Genomic DNA, 24933 nt, shown 5'->3' on the forward strand with positions numbered 1-24933 from the left:
GAGATCTGGAGAGAACGATGAGCACGTCCCCCAATAAGTATGTCGAGGCGCTGCGGTCGTCCCTGAAGGAGATCGAGCGGCTCCGTCAGCAGAATCAGCAGCTGGTGGCGGCTGCGGAGGAGCCCATCGCCGTCGTCGGAATCGGCTGCCGCTACCCGGGCGGGGTGACCTCCCCCGAGGCCCTGTGGGAGCTGGTCGCCGAGGGCCGCGACGTCATGGCCGGCTTCCCCGCCGACCGTGGCTGGGACCTGGACCGCCTCGCGGGGGACGGCCCCGGCCGCAGCCTGGCCCGGGAGGGCGGGTTCCTCTACGACATGGCGGAGTTCGACCCCGGGTTCTTCGGGATCTCTCCCCGTGAGGCCGTCGCCATGGACCCCCAGCAGCGGCTGCTGCTCCAGGTGTCCTGGGAGGCGCTGGAGCGGGCCGGGATCGACCCGGCCACGCTCCGCGGCAGCCGGGCGGGCGTGTTCGTCGGCACCGCAGGGCAGGACTACGGCTCGGTGGTCAAGGCGTCCGACGAGGACATGGAGCTCTATGCCACGACCGGGCACGCCGCCAGCGTCATCTCGGGCCGTCTCTCCTACACACTCGGCGCCGAGGGGCCGGCCGTCACGGTCGACACGGCCTGCTCCTCCTCGCTGGTGGCGCTGCACTGGGCGGCGCAGTCCCTGCGCAACGGCGAGTGCACGATGGCCCTGGCCGGCGGGGCGTCCGTGATGGCCACGCCGGGCCCCTTCGTCTCCTTCACCGCGCAGAACGGGATGGCCGCCGACGGCCGGTGCAAGTCGTTCTCCGACGACGCCGACGGCACCGGCTGGGGCGAGGGCGCCGCCGTCCTCGTACTGGAGCGGCTCTCCGACGCGCAGCGGGCAGGCCATCCTGTCCTGGCCGTACTGCGCGGCAGCGCGATCAACCAGGACGGCGCGTCCAACGGCCTGTCGGCCCCCCACGGCCCCTCGCAGCGGCGGGTCATCCGCGCCGCCCTGGAGAACGCCCGGCTGGCGCCCGGCGACGTGGACATCGTCGAGGCGCACGGTACGGGTACGACGCTCGGCGACCCGATCGAGGCGCAGGCGCTGCTGGCCACCTACGGCCAGGACCGCGAGCGCCCGCTGCGGCTGGGCTCCGTCAAGTCGAACATCGGACACACACAGGCGGCCTCGGGCGCCGCGGGTGTCATCAAGATGATCATGGCGATGCGGCACGGGCTGATGCCGCGCAGCCTGCACGCGGCCGAGCCGTCCGCCGACGTCGACTGGACCACCGGCTCGGTGGAGCTGCTGAACGAGCCCGTCGAGTGGCCGGAGACCGGACGGGCCCGGCGGGCCGCGGTCTCCTCCTTCGGAGTCAGCGGCACCAACGCGCATGTGATCCTTGAGCAGGCGCCGCCGGCGGCCGCGAAAGCCGTCGCCGAGGACGCCGTGGAACCGGGCGTCATCCCCTGGGCCATCGCCGGCAGGACCGCGGCGGCGCTGGAGGCCCAGCGCGCACGACTGCTCTCGTTCATCGAGCGGAACCCGGGCATCCGGCCGGCCGATGTGGGCTTCTCCCTCGCCGTGGGCCGCTCGGTCTTCGAACACCGGGCCGTCCTGCTCGCCGGGGACACCGACGCCACGGAGGTCGCCCAGGGCGTCGCCGGCGAAGGCCCGCTCGCCGTACTGTTCTCGGGCCAGGGCTCCCAGCGGCTCGGCATGGGCCGTGAACTCCACGCGCGCTTCCCGGTGTTCGCCGAGGCGTTCGACGCGGTCGCCGACGCACTCGACGCGCACTCCGACCGTCCGCTGCGGGACATCGTCTGGGGAACCGACCCCGCGGAACTGGGCGAGACCCGCTGGACCCAACCGGCGCTCTTCGCGATCGAGGTGGCGCTGTACCGCCTCGTCGCGTCGCTCGGCGTCACCCCCGACTTCGTCGGCGGCCACTCCATCGGTGAGATCGCGGCCGCCCATGTGGCCGGCGTGTTCCCACTGGAGGACGCCTGCCGCCTCGTGACGGCCCGCGCCTCGCTGATGCAGGCCCTGCCGCGCGACGGCGCCATGGTCGCCATACGGGCGACCGAGGACGAGGTCGCATCGCTGCTCACCGACCGGGTGTCCATCGCCGCGGTCAACGGGCCCGAGTCCGTGGTGATCGCGGGCGACGAGAGCGCCGTACTGGACATCGCCGCGCACTTCGAGACACAGAAGCGGAAGACCAGCAGGCTGCGCGTCTCGCACGCCTTCCACTCACCGCTCATGCAGCCGATGCTGGAGGAGTTCCGCGCCGTCGCGGAGGGCCTCACGTACCAGGAACCCCGGATCCCGGTGGTGTCGAACGTGACCGGCCGCATCGCCGCGGTCGAGGAGCTGTGCTCCGCCGACTACTGGGTCAGGCACGTACGGGAGGCCGTACGGTTCGCCGACGGCGTCCGCACCCTCACCGGACGAGGCGTCACCACCCTGCTGGAACTGGGCCCGGACGGGGTGCTCTCCGCCATGGCCCAGGACTCGCTGCCGGACGGGGCGGCGATCGTGCCGCTGCTGCGCAAGGACCGCCCCGAGGAGCTCGCCGCGGTCACCGCCCTCGCGCAGGTGCACGTCCGCGGCGCCACCGTGCGGTGGGCCGGGCTCTACGCCGGATCCGGCGCCCGGCAGGTGGACCTGCCGACCTACCCCTTCCAGAACCAGCGCTACTGGCCGGCCGCCTCCCTCAACAAGGCCGGCGACATGCGCGCGGCGGGCCTCGGCTCCGCCGGACACCCCCTGCTGGGCGCGGCCGTCGAACTGGCCGACGGCGAGGGCGCCCTGTTCACCAGCCGGCTGTCGGTGCAGTCCCACCCCTGGCTCGCCGACCACGGAGTGCGGGGCCGGGCCCTGCTGCCGGGAACGGCCTTCGTCGAGCTGGCCATCCGCGCCGGTGACGAGGTCGACTGCGACCGGGTCGAGGAGCTGACCCTCGCCGCGCCCCTGGCATTCCCCGAGCACGGCGCCGTACAGCTCCAGGTCCGCGTCGGCGCCGCCGACGCCGCGGGACGCCGCCCGCTGGGCATCTACTCGCGCGCCGAGGGCGTCGTGGACCTCCCCTGGTCGCAGCACGCCACCGGCGTACTGGCCCCGGGCACACCGGCCGCGGACACCACGGACCCCGGCTTCGATGCCACCGTCTGGCCGCCGCCCGGCGCGGAACCCGTCGACCTGGACGGCTGCTACGAGCGCCTCGCCGGACTCGGCTTCGACTACGGCCCGGTCTTCCAGGGCCTGCGCGCCGCGTGGCGGCGCGGTGACGAGGTGTTCGCCGAGGTCACCCTGCCGGACGGCGCCGATTCCGAGGCGAGCGCCTTCGGTCTGCACCCGGCGCTGCTCGACGCCGCCCAGCACGCGGCCGCCTACACGGACCTCGGCGCCATCAGCCGGGGCGGCCTGCCGTTCGCCTGGGAGGGTGTGTCGCTGACCGCCTCCGGGGCATCCGCGGTGCGCGCCCGGCTGTCCCCGGCGGGCGAGGACACGGTGTCGATCGCGGTGTACGACGCGGCAGGCGGCCCGGTCCTCTCCGTGGACTCCCTGGTCTCCCGCTCGATGCCCGCCGAGCGGCTGCACGACACCGGCGCGGTACACCGGGACTCGCTGTTCCGCGTGGAGTGGACCAAGGCCAAGGGCTCCACGCCGTCCGGCCCCGGCCCGGTGGCCGTGGTGGGCGCGGACACACTCGGCGTGGCCGGCGCCCTGCACACCGCCGACGCGCCCGTCACGGTCCACCCCGACCTGGCGTCGCTCGCGGCGGCGGACGGCCCGGTGCCCGGCGTGGTCATGATCGCCGCGGTCGGTGAGCCCGACGGCTCCGGCGACGGCGTCGTGGCCTCGACGCACGCCCTCGGCGCCCTCGTCCTCGGACACGTACAGCAGTGGCTGGACGAGGACCGGTTCGCCGACGCCCGCCTGGTGTTCGTGACCCGGGGCGCGGTGGACGGAGACGACCTCGCCGCCGCCTCGGTCCACGGACTCGTACGGACGGCGCGCACCGAGAACCCAGGACGCTTCGGTCTCCTGGACCTGGACCCCGGCACGGCCTCACTCCCCCCGGAGGCCGTGCCGGCTGTACTCACCTCGGCCGCCGTGACGGACGAGCCGGACCTCGCGGTACGGGGCGGCGAACTGCTCGCCGCCCGCCTGGCGCGCGTCCCGGTCCCCGACGAGCCGGCCGGCTGGGACGCCGACGGCACGGTACTGATCACCGGAGGCACGGGTGGCCTGGGCGGTGTACTGGCCCGGCACCTGGTCGCCGAGCGGGGCGTACGGCACCTGCTGCTCGTCAGCCGCCGCGGCCTCGCCGCCGAAGGAGCAGGGCAGCTCGTCGCCGAACTGACCGAGCAGGGCGTCGAGGTGACGGTCGCCCCCTGTGACGTGACCGACCGGGCCGCCCTCGCGGAGCTGCTCACGACCGTTCCGGCCGAGCATCCCCTGACCGCCGTCGTCCACACCGCCGGTGTGGTCGACGACGGCGTGGTCGGCTCACTGACCGCCGAGCGACTTGCCGGTGTACTGCGGCCGAAGGTCGACGCGGCGTGGAACCTGCACGAGCTGACCCGCGGGCTCGACCTCGCCGCCTTCGTGGTGTTCTCCTCCGTCGCCGCCACCCTCGGCAGCCCCGGACAGGCCAACTACGCCGCCGGAAACGCCTTCCTGGACGCGCTCGCCACCCACCGGCGGACCGCCGGACTGCCCGGCCTGTCCCTCGCCTGGGGCCCATGGACCCAGAGCGTCGGCATGACCAGGACACTCACCGACATCGACGTGGAACGCATCGCACGCTCCGGCATGCCGCCGCTCTCCGTCGAGCAGGGCGTGGCGCTGTTCGACGCCGCCCTCGCCACCGGCGCCGCCGCCGTGGCACCCGTACGCCTCGACCTGCCGGTCCTGCGCGCCCAGGGCGACATCCCGGCGCTGCTGCGCGGCCTCATCAGGGCCCCGGCCCGGCGCGCCGCCGCCCAGGTCTCCGAGACGGCCGGCGGCCTCGCCCAGCGCCTCGCCGGACTGAACGGCGCCGAGCGCCGCGAGATCCTCCTCGATCTCGTACGCGGCCAGGTCGCGCAGGTACTGGGACACGCCGACGCGGCGGAGGTCGAAGCGGCCCGCCAGTTCCAGGACCTCGGCTTCGACTCCCTGACGGCGGTCGAACTGCGCAACGGCCTGAACACCGTCACCGGCCTGCGGCTGCCCGCGACCATGGTCTTCGACTATCCGACGCCGAGCGCGCTCGCCGACCATCTGCGCGACGAACTCCTCGGCGGCGAGGCGGAAGCACCGACCGTACCGGTCCGCGCCCTGCCCCCGGTCACCGACGACCCCATCGCGATCGTCGGCATGGCCTGCCGCTACCCCGGCGGGGTGACATCGCCGGAAGACCTGTGGCGGCTGGTCACCGAGGGCGCCGACGCGATCTCCGGGTTCCCGGCCAACCGTGGCTGGGACATCGACGGACTCTACGACCCGGACCCCGACCGCCCCGGCAGGACCCATGTCCGCGAAGGCGGATTCCTGCACACGGCGGGCGACTTCGACCCGGACTTCTTCGGGATGAGCCCCCGTGAGGCGATGGCCACGGACTCGCAGCAGCGCCTGCTGCTCGAACTCTCCTGGGAGGCCGTCGAGCGCGCCGGCATCGACCCGGTGTCGCTGCGCGACAGCCAGACCGGCGTCTTCGCCGGCGTGATGTACAACGACTACGGCCCGCTGCTCACGGGCGAGGAGTACGAGGCATTCCGCGGCAACGGCAGCGCACCGAGCGTCGCCTCCGGCCGGGTCTCCTACACCCTCGGTCTCGAAGGCCCCGCCGTCACCGTGGACACCGCGTGCTCCTCCTCCCTGGTCGGCATGCACCTCGCCGCACAGGCGCTGCGCGCCGGTGAATGCTCGCTGGCACTGGCCGGCGGTGTGACCGTGATGTCCACGCCGAGCACGTTCGTCGAGTTCTCCCGGGCGCGGGGTCTGGCCCCCGACGGCCGGTCCAAGGCGTTCTCCGAGTCGGCCGACGGGGTCGCCTGGTCGGAGGGCGTCGGCATGCTGGTGCTGGAACGCCTCTCGGACGCGCGGCGCAACGGCCACCAGGTGCTCGCGCTGCTGCGCGGCAGCGCGATCAACCAGGACGGTGCGTCGAACGGCCTGACCGCGCCGAACGGTCCCTCGCAGCAGCGGGTGATCCGCCAGGCGTTGGCGAGTGGCGGCCTTTCGGCCGATGACGTCGATGTGGTGGAGGCGCACGGTACGGGCACGACTCTCGGTGACCCGATCGAGGCGCAGGCGCTGCTGGCGACGTACGGCCGGGACCGTGATCCGGAGCGGCCGCTGCTGCTGGGCTCGGTGAAGTCCAACATCGGTCATACGCAGGCGGCCGCAGGTGTCGCGGGTGTGATCAAGATGGTGATGGCGATGCGGCACGGAGTGCTGCCGCGGACGCTGCACGTGACCGAGCCGTCGACGCATGTCGACTGGACCGCGGGCGCGGTGGAGCTGCTGAGCGAGCAGACCGCCTGGCCGGAGGCCGGACACGCGCGACGCGCCGGTGTGTCGTCGTTCGGTATCAGCGGTACGAACGCGCACGTCATCCTGGAGCAGGCGCCCACGGTGATCCAGGGAACGGTGCTGGACGGCGCAGCCGCCACTCCGGTGGCGGAGCCGGGTGTGGTGCCGTGGGTGCTCTCGGGCAGGACGCCGGAGGCGCTGGCCGCTCAAGCGGCGCGGCTGCTGTCCGCCGTCGAGTCGGAGGCCGGGCAGCGGCCGGTGGATGTCGGGTTCTCGCTGGCTACGGGCCGGTCGGTGTTCGACCACCGCGCGGTGGTACTGGCGGGCGATCCCGCGGACGCGGTCCGTGCGCTTGCGGCGCTGGCGGCCGGCGGGGCGGATGCCTCGGCGGTATCGGGCTCGGTCGCCGGTGGCAAGCGCGCGTTCCTGTTCTCGGGCCAGGGTTCACAGCGGCTGGGGATGGGCCGGGAGCTGTACGACCGCTTCCCCGTCTTCGCGAAGGCGCTGGATGCCGTACTGGCCCAGCTGGACGGTGAGTTGGACCGTCCGCTGCGTGAGGTGATCTGGGGCGACGACGCGGAGCTGCTGAACGAGACGGGTTTCACTCAGCCGGCGCTGTTCGCCATTGAGGTGGCGTTGTTCCGGCTGGTGGAGTCGTGGGGTGTGACGCCGGACTTTGTGGCGGGTCATTCGATCGGTGAGATCGCGGCGGCTCATGTGGCGGGGGTGTTCTCGCTGGAGGACGCGTCGCGTCTGGTCGCGGCGCGGGCGAAGCTGATGCAGGCGCTGCCGTCCGGTGGTGCGATGGTGGCGGTGCGGGCGACGGAGGACGAGGTTCTTCCGCTGCTCTCCGACCGTGTGTCGATCGCGGCGGTCAACGGCCCGACGTCCGTGGTGATTTCGGGCGACGAGGACGCGGTGCTCGCGGTCGCGGCCCGGCTGGAGGAGCAGGGCCGTAAGACAAGCCGGCTGCGCGTCTCGCACGCGTTCCACTCCCCGCTGATGGACCCGATGCTGGAGGAGTTCCGCGCGGTGGCGGAGGACTTGGTCTTCCAGACCCCGCGTATCCCCGTGGTCTCGAACCTGACCGGCGCTCTGGCCTCGGACGGGGAGCTGTGCTCCGCCGCGTACTGGGTGCGCCATGTCCGGGAGGCCGTGCGCTTCGCGGACGGTGTACGGACGCTGGGCGAGCAGGGTGTGACCACATTCCTGGAGCTGGGCCCGGACGGCGTGCTCTCCGCCATGGCTCAGGAATCGGTGCCGGACGACGCCGTGACCGTACCCCTGCTCCGTAAGGACCGGCCGGAAGAACTGGCCGCTGTCACCGCGCTGGCGCGGCTCCATGTGCGGGGCGTCCCGACCGACTGGGCCGCCGTGTTCGCGGGGACGGGCGCGGCGCGGGTGGACGTACCGACGTACGCCTTCCAGCACCAGTGGTTCTGGCCGGCGGGGCCGCAGTCCGGCGCGGGTGACGTACGCGCGGCGGGGCTGGGCTCCGCCGGACATCCCCTGCTGGGTGCTGCGGTCGAACTGGCAGAGGGCGAAGGAGTGCTGTTCACCGGCCGGCTCTCCGTCCAGTCGCATCCGTGGCTCGCCGACCACGCGGTACTCGACCGGATCCTGCTGCCGGGAACGGCCCTGCTGGAGCTGGCCTTCCGCGCCGGTGACGAGGTCGGCTGCGACCGCGTCGAAGAGCTGACGCTCGCCGCGCCGCTCACGCTGCCGGAGCACGGTGCGGTCCGGGTCCAGGTGCGCGTCGGGGTCGCGGACGACACCGGCCGGCGCTCCGTCGCGGTGCACTCCCGGATCGACGGCGCCGACGAGCGGTCGTGGACGCAGCACGCGATGGGCGTACTGACCGTGGCCGGCCAGGTACCGGCCGACGGATTCGACGCCACGGTGTGGCCGCCGACCGGCGCCGAGCCCCTGGACGTCGAGGGGTGCTACGAGCGCTTCGCCGAGCTCGGGTTCGGCTACGGCCCCGTCTTCCAAGGGCTGCGGGCCGCCTGGCGGCGCGACGGCGAGATCTTCGCCGAGGTGAGCCTCCCGGAGAGCGCGGAAGCCGACGCGGCCGCGTTCGGCCTCCATCCCGCTCTGCTCGACTCCGCTCTGCACGCCTCGCTCCTCGCCGGTGATGGCGAGGACGGCAACGGCGGTCTGCCGTTCTCGTGGGAAGGCGTGTCGCTGTACGCGACGGGCGCTTGTGCCCTGCGGGTCCGGATCGTCCCGGCCGCCGGCCGGGACGCGGTGTCGATCGCGGTCGCCGACACGTCCGGTGCCTCGGTCGCCTCGGTCGATTCGCTGCTCGTACGAGCCGTGTCGAGTGAGCAGCTGAGCGAGGACGCCGCGCTGGCCCGGGACGCGCTGTTCGGACTGGACTGGGTTCCCGTGCCGTCCGGTTCCACCGTTCCCGAGACCCTCGCCCTGGTGGGGCCTGATCCGCTCGGGCTCGCCGGCGGGGTGGCCGGGTCCGGCGCCCGCGTCGAGACGTTCACCGATCTGGCGGCGCTGGCAGCGGGGGAGTCCCCGGTGCCCGGCGTCGTCCTGATCGGCGTGACCGGTGCGAACAGCACGGACGGTGCCGGGGTGGCGGAGTCCGCCCATACGCTGACGGCCGACGTGCTGGCGTCGCTCCAGGCGTGGCTGGCCGAGGACCGGTTCGCCGGGTCGCGGCTGGTGTTCGTGACGCGGGGCGCCGTGGCGGCCGGTGACGAGGATGTCTCCGATGTCGCCGCCGCCTCGGTGTGGGGTCTGGTCCGGTCCGCGCAGACCGAGAACCCCGGCTGCTTCGGCCTGGTGGACCTCGGCTTCGCGGACGACGCCGTCGCACGGCTCGTGACGTCACTCGGTGCGGACGAACCGCAGGTGGTGATCCGCGACAGCGGAATCCAGGCAGGCCGGCTCGCGCGGCTGGACTCCGGTACGGGGCTGGTGCCGCCGGCCGGGGTGCCGTGGCGCTTGGACAGTAAGACGAAGGGCAGCCTGGACGGGCTGACCCTGGCGCCGTTCCCCGAGGTCCTCGAGCCGCTGACCGGCAGCGATGTACGGATCGACGTGCGCGCGGCCGGGGTGAACTTCCGCGATGTCCTCAAGGCGCTGGACATGTACCCCGGTGACGCCGGGCGCATGGGGCGCGAGGTCTCGGGTGTGGTGACCGCGACCGGACCCGATGTGACCGGGCTGCGGCCCGGCGACCGGGTCACCGGCCTGGTGTCCGGTGGCTTCGGCTCACAGGTGGTGGGCGACGCACGGCTCCTCACCCGGATGCCCGAGGGCTGGTCGTGGGAGACGGCGGCTTCGATGCCGCTGGTGTTCCTGACGGCGTACTACGCCCTGGTGGACCTCGGTGGGCTTCAGCGCGGTGAGAAGGTGCTGATCCATGCCGGCGCGGGTGGTGTCGGGATGGCAGCGATCCAGGTGGCCAATCATCTGGGCGCCGAGGTGTTCGCGACCGCGAGTGAGGGCAAGCATGACGTTCTGCGGTCGTTGGGTGTGGCGGACGATCACATCGCTTCGTCGCGTACGACGGACTTCGAGGCGGCTTTCGCCGGGGTCACGGACGGCCAGGGTGTCGATGTCGTACTGAACTCGCTGGCCGGTGAGTTCGTGGATGCCTCGCTGCGGCTGGTTGCGCCCGGCGGCCGGTTCCTGGAGATGGGCAAGACCGACATCCGCGACGAGGCGGACCTGCCGGAGGGCATGGACTACCAGTCCTTCGACCTCGGTTGGGTGGAGCCCGAGGGTATCCAGCGGATGCTGGTCGCGTTGATGGAGCTGTTCGACCGGGGTGTGCTGGAGTCGCTGCCGGTCCGCTCGTGGGATGTGCGGCAGGCCCGGGACGCGTTCCGGTTCATGAGCATGGCCAAGCATGTGGGCAAGATCGTGCTGAGCATGCCGCGGGTGTGGGATGCCGACGGCACGGTCCTGATCACCGGTGGTACCGGCGGTCTGGGGGGTGTGCTGGCACGCCATCTGGTCGCCGAACGCGGAGTACGGCATCTGCTGCTGACCAGCCGTCGCGGCATCGAGGCTCCGGGCGCGGCCGAACTGGCCGCCGAGCTGACGGCGCAGGGCGCCGACGTATCGGTCGAGGCATGTGATGTGGCGGACCGCGCGGCGCTGGCAGAACTGCTGGGAGCGGTGCCGTCCGGGCATCCGCTGACCGCCGTGGTGCATACGGCGGGTGTGCTGGACGACGGCATCATCGGCTCGCTGACCCCCGAGCGGCTCGACACGGTCCTGCGGCCGAAGGCTGACGCGGCCTGGAACCTGCATGAACTGACCCGGGACCTCGACCTCGCCGCCTTCGTGGTGTTCTCCTCGGTCTCCGGCCTGATCGGTGGCGCGGGACAGGGCAACTACGCGGCGGGCAACACCTTCCTGGACGCGCTCGCCGCGCACCGGCAGGCCGAGGGCCTGCCGGGCGTCTCCCTCGCCTGGGGCGCCTGGAACCAGGGCGCCGGCATGACCAGCGGTCTCGGTGAGGCCGATCTCCGGCGGGCGGCCGAGGCCGGAATGCCTCTCCTCTCGGTCGAACAGGGCGTGGCCCTGTTCGACGCCGCGCTGGCCACCGGCCGGGCCGCGGTGGCGCCGGTGCGACTGGACGTGGCGACGCTGCGTACGCGGGGCGCCGTCCCGCCGCTGCTGCGGGGTCTGGTCCGTACGGGCTCCCGGCGCACCGCGGTCGCCGGAGCGGGAACGAGCGCGGACGCCGGTCTGGCGGAGCGCCTGAGCCGGCTGGAGCGCGCCGAACGGCGTGAGACGCTGGCGAATCTGGTACGCGGCCAGGCGGCCATGGTGCTCGGCCACGCGAGTGGTGACGGGGTCGACCCGGCACGGGCGTTCCGGGATCTGGGGTTCGACTCGCTGACGGCGGTGGAGCTGCGGAACCGGCTCAACACCGCGACCGGGCTGCGGCTGCCGGCCACGATGGTCTTCGACTACCCGACGGTCGGGGCGCTGGCGGACCATCTGCTCGAAGAGCTCCTCGGCCCGGACGCGGCCGCGGCCGCGGTGCCGGAACTCTCGCGGGCTCTGCTCGACGACGACCCGGTCGTGGTCGTGGGCATGAGCTGCCGCTTCCCCGGCGGCATCGGTTCGCCGGAGGACCTGTGGCGGCTGGTCACCGAAGGCGCCGACGTCGTCACGGACTTCCCGGTCAACCGTGGCTGGGACGTGGACGCGCTGTTCAACCCCGACCCGGACCACATGGGGACGTCCTACACCCGCTCGGGTGGATTCCTGCACGACGCCGGCGAGTTCGACCCCGACTTCTTCGGGATGAGCCCGCGCGAGGCGATGGCCACGGACTCCCAGCAGCGACTGCTGCTGGAGACGTCCTGGGAGGCGATCGAGCGGGCCGGTATCGACCCGGTGTCGCTGCGCGACAGCCAGACCGGTGTCTTCGCCGGTGTGATGTACGGCGGCTACAACACCACGCTCAGCGGCAAGGAGTTTGAAGGCTTCCAGGGCCAGGGCAGCGCGCTGAGCGTGGCCTCGGGCCGCGTCTCGTACACCTTCGGGTTCGAGGGCCCCGCCGTCACGGTGGACACCGCCTGCTCGTCGTCCCTGGTCGCGATGCACCTCGCCGCACAGGCGCTGCGTGGCGGTGAATGCTCGCTGGCGCTGGCCGGCGGTGTCACCGTCATGTCGATCCCCGACACCTTCGTGGAGTTCTCGCGGCAGCGGGGCCTGGCCCCCGACGGCCGGTCCAAGCCGTTCTCCGAGTCGGCCGACGGCGTCGGCTGGTCCGAGGGCATCGGCATGCTCCTCCTGGAGCGGCAGTCGGACGCCCTGCGCAACGGCCACGAGATCCTCGCGGTGCTGCGCGGCTCCGCGGTCAACCAGGACGGCGCGTCGAACGGTCTGACCGCGCCGAACGGTCCCTCGCAGCAGCGGGTGATCCGGCAGGCCCTGGCCAGCGGCGGTCTGTCGCCCGCCGATGTGGACGCGGTGGAAGCGCACGGTACGGGCACCACGCTGGGTGACCCGATCGAGGCGCAGGCACTGCTCGCCACCTACGGCAGGGACCGCGAACAGCCGCTGCTCCTGGGGTCGGTGAAGTCGAACCTCGGCCACACCCAGGCGGCCGCGGGCGCCGCGGGTGTGATCAAGATGATCATGGCGATGCGGCACGGAGTGCTGCCGCGGACGCTGCATGTGACCGAGCCGTCCTCGCACGTCGACTGGTCGGCGGGCGCGGTGGAACTGCTGCGGGAGAACACCGCCTGGCCGCAGAGCGACCGTGCGCGGCGCGCGGGTGTGTCGTCGTTCGGTATCAGTGGTACGAACGCACACGTCATCCTGGAGCAGCCGGCGACGGTGATCCAGGGGACGGTGGTGAACACCGCTGACGCTCCTGCGGTGGAGCCCGGTGTGGTGCCGTGGGTGCTGTCCGGCAAGACGCCGGAGGCGCTGCGCGGCCAGGCGGCCCGGCTGCTCTCGTACATCGAGGCACGGCCCGAACTGAGGCCGCTGGACGTCGGGTTCTCCCTGGCCACGAGCCGGTCGAGGTTCGAGCACCGAGCGGTGGTGCTGGCCGGTGACTCCGTGGACACGGCACAGGTACTGGCGGCGGTGGCGGTCGGCGAGCCGGATGTCTCGGCCGTGTCCGGTTCGGTGATCGGCGGCAAGACGGCGTTCCTCTTCTCCGGTCAGGGCAGTCAACGGCTCGGTATGGGACGCGAGTTGTACGAGCGGTTCCCGGTGTTCGCCGAGGCGCTCGATGCCGTACTGGCGCGGCTGGACGGTGAGTTGGACCGTCCGCTCAGGGATGTCATCTGGGGTGATGACGCCGACCTGCTGAACGAGACGGGCTTCACCCAGCCGGCGCTGTTCGCGATCGAGGTGGCGCTGTTCCGGCTGGTGGAGTCGTGGGGTGTGACGCCGGACTTCGTGGCCGGTCACTCGATCGGTGAGATCGCGGCGGCTCATGTGGCGGGGGTGTTCTCGCTGGAGGACGCGTCCCGTCTGGTGGTGGCGCGGGCGAAGCTGATGCAGGCGCTGCCCTCGGGCGGTGCGATGGTCGCGGTGCAGGCGACGGAGGACGAGGTTCTTCCGCTGCTGTCCGAGCGCGAAGCCCAGGTGTCGATCGCCGCGGTCAACGGTCCTTCTTCGGTGGTGATCTCCGGCGACGAGGACGTGGTCCTGGAGGTGGCGGCGCGGCTGGAGGAGCAGGGCAGGAAGGCGACCTGGCTGCGCGTCTCGCACGCCTTCCACTCGCCGCTGATGCGGCCGATGCTGGACGAGTTCCGCGCTGTCGCGCAGACCCTGACCTTCGCCGAGCCGTCGGTTCCGGTCGTGTCGAACCTGACCGGCCGGCTGGCGTCGGCCGAGGAACTGTGCTCGCCCGACTACTGGGTGCGGCACGTCCGGGAGGCCGTCCGGTTCGCCGACGGCGTGCGGACCCTCGCCGATCAGGGCGTCGGCGTGTTCCTGGAGCTGGGCCCGGACGGGGTGCTCTCCGCCATGGCCGGGGAATCGGTGCCCGACGAGGCCGTCACCGTGCCGGTGCTCCGCAAGAACCGGCCCGAGGAGACCTCCGCGGTCACCGCCGTGGGCCAACTGCACACGCACGGCGCGCTCGTGGACTGGACCAGGTTCTTCGCCGGGACCGGCGCGTCCCGCGTGGATCTGCCCACGTACGCCTTCCAGCACCAGCCGTTCTGGCCCGGGGGCGTACGAGGCGGCGCCGACGCGGCCGCCATCGGGCTCATGTCCGCAGGACACCCCCTCCTCAACGGCGTTGTCGAACTGGCCGAGGGCGAAGGCGTGTTGTTCACCGGCCGGCTGTCGGTGCAGTCGCACCCATGGCTGGCCGATCACGCGGTGCTCGGCCGGATCCTGCTGCCCGGTACGGCGCTGCTGGAGCTGGCGATCCGGGCCGGCGACGAGGTCGGCTGCGACCGGGTCGAGGAACTGACCCTCGCGGCGCCGCTGGTGCTGCCGGAGCGCGGCGCCGTGCAGACGCAGGTACGGGTCGGAACCGCCGCCGACGAGACCGGGCGGCGTACCCTCACCGTCCACTCCCGTCCCGAGGGCGCGATCGAGTCACCGTGGACCCAGCACGCCATGGGCGTACTCGCCGTCGGCGCTTCCGCCGCGTCCGCCGACTTCGACGCCACGGTCTGGCCGCCCGAGGGCGCCGAACCGGTGGATCTGGACGGCTTCTACGATGCCCGGGCCGCCGACGGTTTCGCGTACGGTCCGGTGTTCCAGGGACTGCGGTCCGTGTGGCGACGCGGCGGCGAGGTCTTCGCCGAGGTGAGCCTGCCGGACGGCCTCCAGGACGAAGCGGAAGCGTTCGGCCTGCACCCCGCGCTGCTGGACGCCGGGCTGCACGCGGCCTGGTTCACCGGTCCGGATCAGCGGGCCGGTGTGCCGTTCTCCTGGAGCGGCGTCTCGCTGCAGGCGTCCGGGGCCTCGGCCGTACGGGTCAGGATGACCCGCGACGCCGACGGAGCGGTCTCGATCGCTCTCGCCGACACCACGGGGGCGCCGGTCGCGTCGGTGGAGTCGCTGGCGATGCGGGCGCTGTCCACCGAGGCGCTGAGCGACTCCGCGGCGTTGACGCGGGACGCCCTGTTCCGGCTGGACTGGACTCCGCCGGCCGCGCCCTCCACCGACGCCCCGCAGACGGTGACGGTGCTCGGCCCGGACACCGTGGGTCTGGTGACAGCCCTGCGTGACGCGGGTGTCGAGCCGGACATCCACCAGGAGTTGATGGCTGCGGCGGCCGGAGATACTCCGCTGCCCGGCGTCGTACTGATCCCCGTGGCCGGGGAACCGACCGCGGACACCGCCGGCTCGGTGCGCGCACTCACCCACCAGGTCCTGGCGCAGCTCCAGGCGCGGCTGGCCGAGGAGCGGTTCGCCGCATCCCGCTTCGTCTTCGTCACCCGTGGTGCTATGGGCGGCCGCGATGTGGCGGCGGCCTCGGTGTGGGGTCTCGTACGGTCCGCGCAGTCGGAGAACCCCGGCTGCTTCGGACTGGTCGACCTGGACGTGGACGAGTCGGCCGCGCTGCCGCTGTGGGCCCTGGAGGCCGATGAGCCGCAGGTGGTGGTCCGGGACGGTGAGGTCCTGGCCGGGCGCCTGGTGCGCAGGCCGGCAGCCGAATTCGATATGACCCCGGCGTGGGGCGCCGAGGGCAGCGTGCTGATCACCGGTGGTACGGGTGGTCTGGGCGCGGTCGTCGCGCGCCATCTGGTGGCGGAGCACGGCGTACGGCGGCTGCTGCTGGTCAGCCGGCGGGGACGGGCCGCCGAGGGCGTCGAAGAGCTGGTGGCCGAGCTGGAGCTGCAAGGGACCGCGGTCGCGGTCGCGGCCTGCGATGTGGCCGACCGGGACGCGCTGGCGGACCTGCTGGCCGCGCACCCGGTGTCCGCCGTGGTGCACGCGGCGGGTGTGCTGGACGACGGGGTGGTCGGTTCGCTGACTCCGGAGCGGCTCGACACGGTCCTGCGGCCGAAGGTCGACGCGGCCTGGCATCTGCACGAACTGACCCGGGACATGGACCTCGCCGCTTTCGTGGTCTTCTCCTCCGCGGCGGCCACCTTCGGCAGTCCGGGGCAGGGCAACTACGCGGCGGGCAACGCGTTCCTGGACGCGCTGATGGAGCGCCGGCAGACCGAGGGCCTGCCCGGGACGTCCCTCGCCTGGGGCCCGTGGGACCAGCCCGGTGGCATGACCGGGACGCTCGCGGAAGCGGACACCGACCGGATGGCGCGCTCCGGCGTGCCCCCGCTGCCGGTGGAGCAGGGTGTGGCGCTGTTCGACGCGGCGCTGGCCACCGGGGACGCCGTACTCGCGCCGGTCCGGCTGGACCTGCCGGTGCTGCGTGCCCAGGGTGAGGTGCCGCCGTTGCTGCGGGCCCTGATTCGGACCCGGTCCCGTCGGGCGGCGGTCGCCGGATCGGCCACCGCCGCGGGACTTGTGGAGCGGCTGGCCGGGCTTACGGCCGTGGAGCGTCAAGAGGTGCTGCTCGACCTCGTACGCGGGCAGGTCGCCCTCGTACTGGGACACGCCGACGCCGAGGCGGTCCATCCGGGCCGCGCGTTCCGTGAGCTGGGCTTCGACTCGCTGACGGCGGTCGAACTGCGGAACCGGCTCAACACCGCCAGCGGGCTGCGGCTGCCCGCCACGATGGCCTTCGACTATCCGACGGTCCAGACACTGGTCGACCATCTGCTCGACGAGCTGCTCGGCTCGGACGCGGCGGTGGCCGCGCCCGCTGCCACCCGGACCGCGGCGGTGGCCGACGATCCGATCGTGGTCGTCGGGATGAGCTGCCGGTATCCGGGCGGGGTCGGTTCGCCGGAGGATCTGTGGCGGCTGGTGACCGAGGGCGCCGACGCGATCTCCGGATTCCCGGTCAACCGTGGCTGGGACGTGGACGGGCTGTTCCACCCGGACCCCGACCACATGGGTACGTCCTACACGCGTTCGGGCGGGTTCCTGCACGAGGCGGGGCAGTTCGACCCGGCGTTCTTCGGGATGAGCCCGCGTGAGGCACTGGCGACGGACTCGCAGCAGCGGTTGCTGCTGGAAGCCTCGTGGGAGGCGATCGAGCGGGCGGGGATCGACCCGGTGTCGCTGCGGGGCAGCGCCACGGGTGTCTTCGCCGGTGTGATGTACAGCGACTACACCGCCGTACTGGCGAGCCCCGAGTTCGAGGGCTTCCAGGGCGGTGGAAGTACGAGTCTGGCGTCCGGCCGGGTGTCGTACACGCTGGGTCTCGAAGGCCCGGCCGTCACCGTCGACACCGCGTGCTCGTCGTCGCTGGTGGCGATGCACTGGGCGATGCAGGCGCTGCGCAGTGGTGAGTGCTCGATGGCGCTGGCCGGCGGGGTGACGGTGATGTCGACGCCGACGGTGTTCGTGGACTTCTCCCGGCAGCGCGGCCTGTCGCCCGACGGGCGGTGCAAGGCGTTCTCCGAGTCGGCTGACGGTGTCGGCTGGTCCGAGGGTGTCGGCATGCTGGTGCTGGAGCGGCAGTCGGACGCGCTGCGCAACGGCCACGAGGTTCTGGCCGTGGTGCGCGGCAGTGCGGTCAACCAGGATGGTGCGTCGAACGGTCTGACGGCGCCGAACGGTCCCTCGCAGCAGCGGGTGATCCGGCAGGCGCTCGCCAGCGGCGGACTCACGGCGGACGATGTCGATGTCGTGGAGGCGCACGGCACGGGCACGATGCTCGGCGACCCGATCGAGGCGCAGGCGCTGCTGGCCACGTACGGGCGCGACCGTGATCCGGAGCGGCCGCTGCTGCTCGGCTCGGTCAAGTCCAACATCGGTCACACGCAGGCCGCCGCCGGCGTCGCCGGGGTGATCAAGATGATCATGGCGATGCGGCACGGAAGCCTGCCGCAGACGCTGCACGTCGACGCCCCGTCCTCCCATGTGGACTGGACCGAGGGCGCGGTGGAACTGCTGACCGAGCCGACCGTCTGGCCGGAGAGCGACCGTGCGCGACGAGCGGCCGTGTCGTCGTTCGGTATCAGTGGTACGAACGCGCACGTGATCCTGGAGCAGCCGGCGACGGTGATCCAGGGGACGGTGGTCGGCAAGGCCGATGCTCCGGGTGTGGAGCCGGGTGTGGTGCCGTGGGTGCTGTCGGGTAAGACGCCGGAGGCACTGCGGGGCCAGGCGGCGCGACTGCTCTCCTTCATCGAGGCGCGGCCGGAGCTGCGGCCGGTGGATGTCGGATTCTCGCTGGCCACGGGCCGGTCGGTCTTCGACCATCGGGCGGCAGTGCTGGCGGACGGCTCCGCGGACACGGTACGAGCCCTGACGGCGCTCGCGGCCGGTGAACCGGACCCGTTGGCCCTCTCCGGCTCGGTCACCGGTGGGAAGACGGCATTGCTCTTCTCGGGCCAGGGCAGTCAGCGGCTGGGGATGGGCCGGGAGTTGTACGAGCGGTTCCCGGTGTTCGCCGAAGCGCTCGACTCCGTACTGACCCGGCTGGACGGTGAGTTGGACCGTCCGCTCAGGGACGTGATCTGGGGCGACGACGTCGACCTGCTGAACGAGACGGGCTTCACTCAGCCGGCGTTGTTCGCGGTTGAGGTGGCGTTGTTCCGGCTGGTGGAGTCGTGGGGTGTGACGCCGGACTTCGTGGCCGGTCACTCGATCGGTGAGATCGCTGCCGCGTATGTGGCGGGGGTGTTCTCGCTGGAGGACGCGTCGCGTCTGGTGGTGGCGCGCGCGAAGTTGATGCAGGCGCTGCCGTCCGGCGGTGCGATGGTCGCGGTACGGGCGACGGAGGACGAGGTTCTTCCGCTGCTGTCCGACCGTGTGTCGATCGCCGCGGTCAACGGTCCGTCGTCGGTGGTGATTTCCGGTGATGAGGATGTGGTCCTGGAGGTCGCGGTGCGGCTGGAGGAGCAGGGCCGTAAGACGAGCAGGCTGCGGGTCTCGCACGCCTTCCACTCCCCGCTGATGCAGCCGATGCTGGACGCGTTCCGCACCGTCGCGCAGGGACTGGTCTTCCGGACGCCTCGTATCCCGGTGGTGTCTAACCTCACCGGTGAGACGGCGACAGCCGAGGAGCTGTGCTCCGCCGACTACTGGGTGCGGCACGTCAGGGAGGCGGTCCGGTTCGCCGACGGGGTGCGGTTCCTGGAGGGCGCGGGCGTCAGGAAGTTCGTGGAGCTCGGGCCGGACGGGGTGCTCTCCGCCATGGCGCGGGAGTCCACCGCCGACGACACGCTCGTGGTGCCGGTGCTGCGCAAGGACCGGCCCGAGGAACTGTCCGCCGTCACCGCGTTGACGCGGCTCCACGTCCAGGGCGTTCCCATGGACCGGGCCGCCGTGTTCGCCGGATCCGGTGCGTCGCGGGTGGATGTGCCGACGTACGCCTTCCAGCACCAGTGGTTCTGGCCCGCCGGCCCCCTGGGCGGCGCGGGTGATGTGCGGGCGGCCGGTCTCGGTTCGGCCGAGCACCCGTTGCTGGGCGCCGCGGTCGAACTGGCTGAAGGTGAAGGCGCGTTGTTCACCGGCCGGCTGTCGGTGCAGTCGCATCCGTGGCTGGCCGACCACGCGGTCATGGACCAGATCCTGCTGCCCGGTACGGCGCTGCTGGAGCTGGCGTTCCGGGCCGGCGACGAGGTCGGCTGCGACCGCGTCGAGGAGCTGACGCTCGCCGCGCCGCTCCTGCTTCCCGAGCAGGGTGCGGTGCAGGTGCAGGTACGTGTGGGCGTCGCTGACGAGGAGGGCCGACGCTCGGTCGCGGTCCACTCCCGGCTCGACAGCGCCGACGAGCGGTCCTGGACGCAGCACGCGACGGGTGTACTCGCTGTCGGTGCTTCCGGCGCGTCCACCGACTTCGATGCCACGGTCTGGCCGCCCACGGGCGCCGAGACGCTTGATGTCGAGGGCTGCTACGAGCGGTTCGCCGAGATCGGCTTCGGTTACGGTCCGGTGTTCCAGGGGCTCCAAGCCGCCTGGCGGCGTGGCGGTGAGATCTTCGCGGAGGTGAGCCTCCCGGAGGACGCCGACGCGGCCGCGTTCGGTCTGCACCCCGCCCTGCTCGACTCCGCGCTGCACGCTTCCCTGCTCGCCGGTGACGGCGAGGAGGGCAACGGCGGTCTGCCGTTCTCGTGGGAGGGCGTCTCGCTGTACGCGACGGGCGCGTCGGCCCTGCGGGTACGGATCGCTCCCGCAGGCAACGACGCGATATCGGTGACGGTCGCCGACACGTCCGGTGAGCCGGTCGCCTCGGTCGACTCCCTTCTCGTACGGACCGTGTCGAGCGAGCAGCTCCGTGGGGCGGCGGGGCCGGCCAGGGACGCGTTGTTCGGCCTGGGCTGGGTGCCGGTGGCTGTTCCGTCCGAGGCCGTGTCCGGTGCGGTCGCGGTGGTCGGCCCGGATGCTCTCGGCCTGGCCGAGGGCTTGGAGGGGACGGGCGTCACGGTCGGTACGTACCCGGATCTGGCGTCGGCGGCGGGGGAGTCCCCGGTGCCGGACGTGGTGCTGGTGGGTGTCGCCGACACATCCGACGGTCAGGTGGCGGAGTCCGCGCACGCGCTGACCGCCGACGCGCTGGCGTTGGTGCAGGAGTGGCTGGCCGAGGACCGGTTCGCCGGTTCGCGGCTGGTGTTCGTGACGCGGGGCGCCGTGGCGGCCGGTGACGAGGATGTCTCCGATGTCGCCGCCGCTGCGGTGTGGGGTCTGGTGCGTTCCGCGCAGACCGAGAACCCGGGCTCCTTCGGCCTGGTGGACCTCGGGTCCGATGAGCCGACGGCCGTACTGCCGCGGGCTCTCGGCGCGGATGAACCACAGCTGGTGATCCGCGACGGTGGCATGCGTGCCGGGCGCCTCGCCCGTATGACCGTCGCCGAGCCGGAGGCGGGCGCGGCGTGGGACGCCGAGGGCACCGTATTGATCACCGGTGGTACGGGCGGTCTGGGCGGTCGGCTGGCGCGGCACCTGGTGGCTGGGCGAGGCGTACGGCACCTGCTGCTGGTCAGCCGAAGCGGTCTGGCGGCCGAGGGCGCCGAGGCACTGGTCGCGGAGCTCGCCGAGCAGGGCGCCGAGGTCTCGGTCGCCGCGTGTGATGTGGCGGACCGGGAAGCGCTGACGGAGCTGTTGGCGTCGGTGCCGGTGGACCATCCGCTGACCGCTGTGGTGCATACGGCGGGTGTGCTGGACGACGGCGTGATCGGTTCGTTGACGCCGGAGCGGCTCGATACGGTTCTGCGGCCGAAGGCGGACGCGGCCTGGCATCTGCATGAACTGACCCGGGATCTCGATCTGGCCGCGTTCGTCGTGTTCTCCTCGGTCGCCGGCGTGTTCGGCGGCGCGGGCCAGGGCAACTACGCGGCGGGCAACGCCTTCCTGGACGCGCTCGCCGCGCACCGGCAGGCCGAGGGCCTGCCGGGCCTGTCGCTCGCCTGGGGCCCGTGGGAGCAGGGCGCGGGCATGACCAGCGGTCTGGCCGGCCGTGATCTGCGCCGGGCCGAGGACGCGGGCATGCCGCTGCTCTCGGTCGAACAGGGGATGGCCCTGTTCGACGCTGCGCTGGCCGGCGGCGAGCCGCTCGCGGTACCGGTGAGGCTGGACCTGCCGGTGCTGCGCGCACAGGGCGTCGCCCCGGCGCTGCTGCGGGGGCTGATCCGTACGCCTTCGCGCCGGGCCGCCACGACGGGATCGGGCGGGGACGCCGGCCTGGCGCAGCGGCTGAGCCGACTGAACCTGGCGGACCGACAAGAAGTGCTGCTGGATCTCGTCCGTGCCCAGGCGGCTCTGGTGCTGGGCCACGCGAGCGTCGCCGACATCGACTCGGAGCGCGCCTTCCGTGATCTGGGGTTCGACTCGCTGACGGCGGTGGAGCTGCGGAACCGGCTGAACACCGCGACCGGACTGCGGCTGCCGGCCACGATGGTCTTCGACTACCCGACGCTGACGGCGCTGGCGGACCATCTGCTGGACGAGCTGCTCGGAGCCGAGGCCGAGGTGGCGATCCCGGTGTCGTCCCTGCCGCCGATGGCGGACGACCCGATCGTGGTGGTCGGGATGGCCTGCCGGTATCCGGGCGGGGTGGCCTCGCCGGAGGATCTGTGGCGGCTGGTCACCGAGGGCGCGGACGCCGTCTCGGACTTCCCCGCCGACCGTGGCTGGGACGTGGACGCACTGTTCCATCCCGACCCCGACCACAGCGGGACCTCTTACACCCGTTCGGGTGGGTTCCTGCACGAGGCGGGGCAGTTCGACCCGGCGTTCTTCGGGATGAGCCCGCGTGAGGCCATGGCGACGGACTCCCAGCAGCGGCTGCTGCTGGAATCGTCGTGGGAGGCCATCGAGCGGGCCGGTATCGACCCGGTGTCGCTGCGCGACAGCCAGACCGGTGTCTTCGCCGGTGTGATGTACAACGACTACGGCACCACCCTCAACGGCAAGGAGTTCGAGGGTTTCCAGGGCCAGGGCAGCGCGGGCAGCGTGGCCTCGGGCCGGGTGTCCTACACCTTCGGGTTCGAGGGCCCCGCGGTCACCGTGGACACCGCGTGCTCGTCGTCGCTGGTTGCGATGCACTGGGCGATGCAGGCGCTGCGCAGTGGCGAATGCTCGCTGGCGCTGGCCGGCGGTGTGACGGTGATGTCGACTCCCGGCACCTTCGTGGAGTTCTCGCGGCAGCGTGGTCTGTCGCCCGACGGGCGGTGCAAGGCGTTCTCCGAGTCGGCCGACGGTGTCGGCTGGGCAGAGGGCGTCGGCATGCTGCTCCTGGAGCGGCAGTCGGACGCCCTGCGCAACGGCCACGAGATCCTGGCCGTCGTGCGTGGCTCCGCGGTGAACCAGGACGGTGCGTCGAACGGTCTGACGGCGCCGAACGGTCCCTCGCAGCAGCGGGTGATCCGGCAGGCGCTGGCCAGCGGCGGTCTGTCGCCCGCTGATGTGGACGCGGTGGAGGCACACGGTACGGGCACCACGCTGGGTGACCCGATCGAGGCGCAGGCGCTGCTCGCCACCTACGGTCAGAGCCGTGAGCCGGAGCGTCCGCTCTGGCTGGGCTCGCTCAAGTCGAACATCGGGCACACCCAGGCGGCTGCCGGTGTCGCCGGGGTCATCAAGATGGTCATGGCGCTGCGGCATGGAGTGCTGCCGCGGACGCTGCATGTGACCGAGCCGTCCTCGCACGTCGACTGGTCGGCGGGCGCGGTGGAGCTGCTGAGCGAGCAGACCGCCTGGCCGGAGGCCGGTCGGGTACGGCGTGCGGGTGTGTCGTCGTTCGGTATCAGCGGTACGAACGCGCACGTCATCCTGGAGCAGCCGGCGACGGTGATCCAGGGAACAGTCGTCGGCAAGGCCGATGCTCCGGCGGTGGAGCCGGGTGTGGTGCCGTGGGTGCTGTCCGGCAAGACGCCGGAGGCACTGCGGGGCCAGGCGGCGCGGCTGCTCTCCTTCATCGAGGCACGGCCCGAACTGCGGCCGCTGGACGTCGGGTTCTCCCTGGCCACGAGCCGGTCGAGGTTCGAGCACCGAGCGGTGCTGACCGGCGACCCGGCTGAGGTGGCTCGTGCGCTGGCGGCGGTGGCGACCGGTGAGCCGGACGCCTCGGTGGTGTCCGGTTCGTCGGGCGGCGGCAAGCGCGCGTTCCTGTTCTCGGGTCAGGGCAGTCAGCGGCTGGGGATGGGCCGTGAGTTGTACGAGCGGTTCCCCGTGTTCGCCGAGGCGCTCGACTCCGTACTGGCCCAGCTGGACGCAGAGTTGGACCGTCCGCTCAGGGACGTGATCTGGGGCGAGGACGTCGACCTGCTGAACGAGACGGGCTTCACTCAGCCGGCTCTGTTCGCCATTGAGGTCGCTCTCTTCCGCCTGATCGAGTCGTGGGGTGTTTCCCCGGACTTCGTGGCCGGCCATTCCATCGGTGAGATTGCCGCCGCGCATGTGGCGGGGGTGTTCTCGCTGGAGGACGCGTCCCGTCTGGTCGCGGCCCGCGCGAAGTTGATGCAGGCGTTGCCGTCCGGCGGTGCGATGGTGGCGGTCCAGGCCACCGAGGACGAGGTCGTCCCGCTGCTGTCCGACCGTGTGTCGATCGCGGCGGTCAACGGCCCGACGTCGGTGGTGATTTCGGGCGATGAGGATGCGGTCCTGGAGGTCGCGGCGCGGCTGGCGGAGCAGGGCCGTAAGACGAGCAGGCTGCGGGTCTCGCACGCCTTCCACTCCCCGCTGATGCAGCCGATGCTGGACGAGTTCCGCACGGTCGCGGAGAGCCTGGCCTTCGCCGAGCCGTCGGTTCCGGTGGTGTCGAACCTGACCGGGCACCTCGCGACGGTCGAAGAACTGTGCACGCCCGACTACTGGGTGCGGCACGTGCGCGAGGCGGTCCGCTTCGCCGACGGCGTACGGACCCTCGCCGACCAGGGCGTGACCACGTTCCTGGAGCTGGGCCCCGACGGTGTGCTGTCGGCACTGGCCGCGGAGTCGGTGCCGGACGGCGCGGTGACCGTACCCGTGCTGCGTAAGGACCGGCCCGAGGAGACCACGGCTCTCGGCGCACTGGCCCAACTGCATGTGCGCGGCGTACGCGTGGACTGGCCGGCGTTCTTCGCCGGAACCGGCGCGCGGCAGGTCGATCTGCCGACGTACGCCTTCCAGCACCAGTGGTTCTGGCCGACCGGTTCGCACGGAGTGGCGAACGCGGCCGCGGTCGGGCTGACCTCCGCCGAACACCCCCTGCTCAACGGCGCCGTCGAACTGGCCGAGGGTGAGGGCGTGCTGTTCACCGGCCGGCTGTCGGTGCAGTCGCATCCGTGGCTGGCCGACCATGCCGTCATGGGCAGGATCCTGCTGCCCGGTACGGCGCTGCTGGAGCTGGCGTTCCGCGCCGGTGACGAGGTCGGGTGCGACCGGGTGGACGAGCTGACTCTCGCGGCGCCGCTGGTGCTGCCGGAGCACGGCGCCCTGCAGACGCAGGTACGGGTCGGCGTCGCCGACGACACCG

At 72.4% G+C, this 24933-nt stretch carries 1 protein-coding gene (cut by a window edge); it reads left to right on the forward strand.

Features of this window, described 5'->3' with window-relative positions; translation table 11 throughout:
• The first annotated feature begins 17 nt into the window (after positions 1 to 17).
• Positions 18 to 24933 carry the 5' portion of an SDR family NAD(P)-dependent oxidoreductase gene (locus ACFVWW_RS23810; protein WP_386879011.1) on the forward strand. It continues 7745 nt past the right edge of the window, so 24916 of the gene's 32661 nt are visible here — the first part of the coding sequence; its start codon is at positions 18 to 20; the stop codon falls past the right edge of the window.

The sequence above is a fragment of the Streptomyces sp. NPDC058198 genome (genome assembly GCF_042882605.1).
GTDB lineage: Bacteria > Actinomycetota > Actinomycetes > Streptomycetales > Streptomycetaceae > Streptomyces.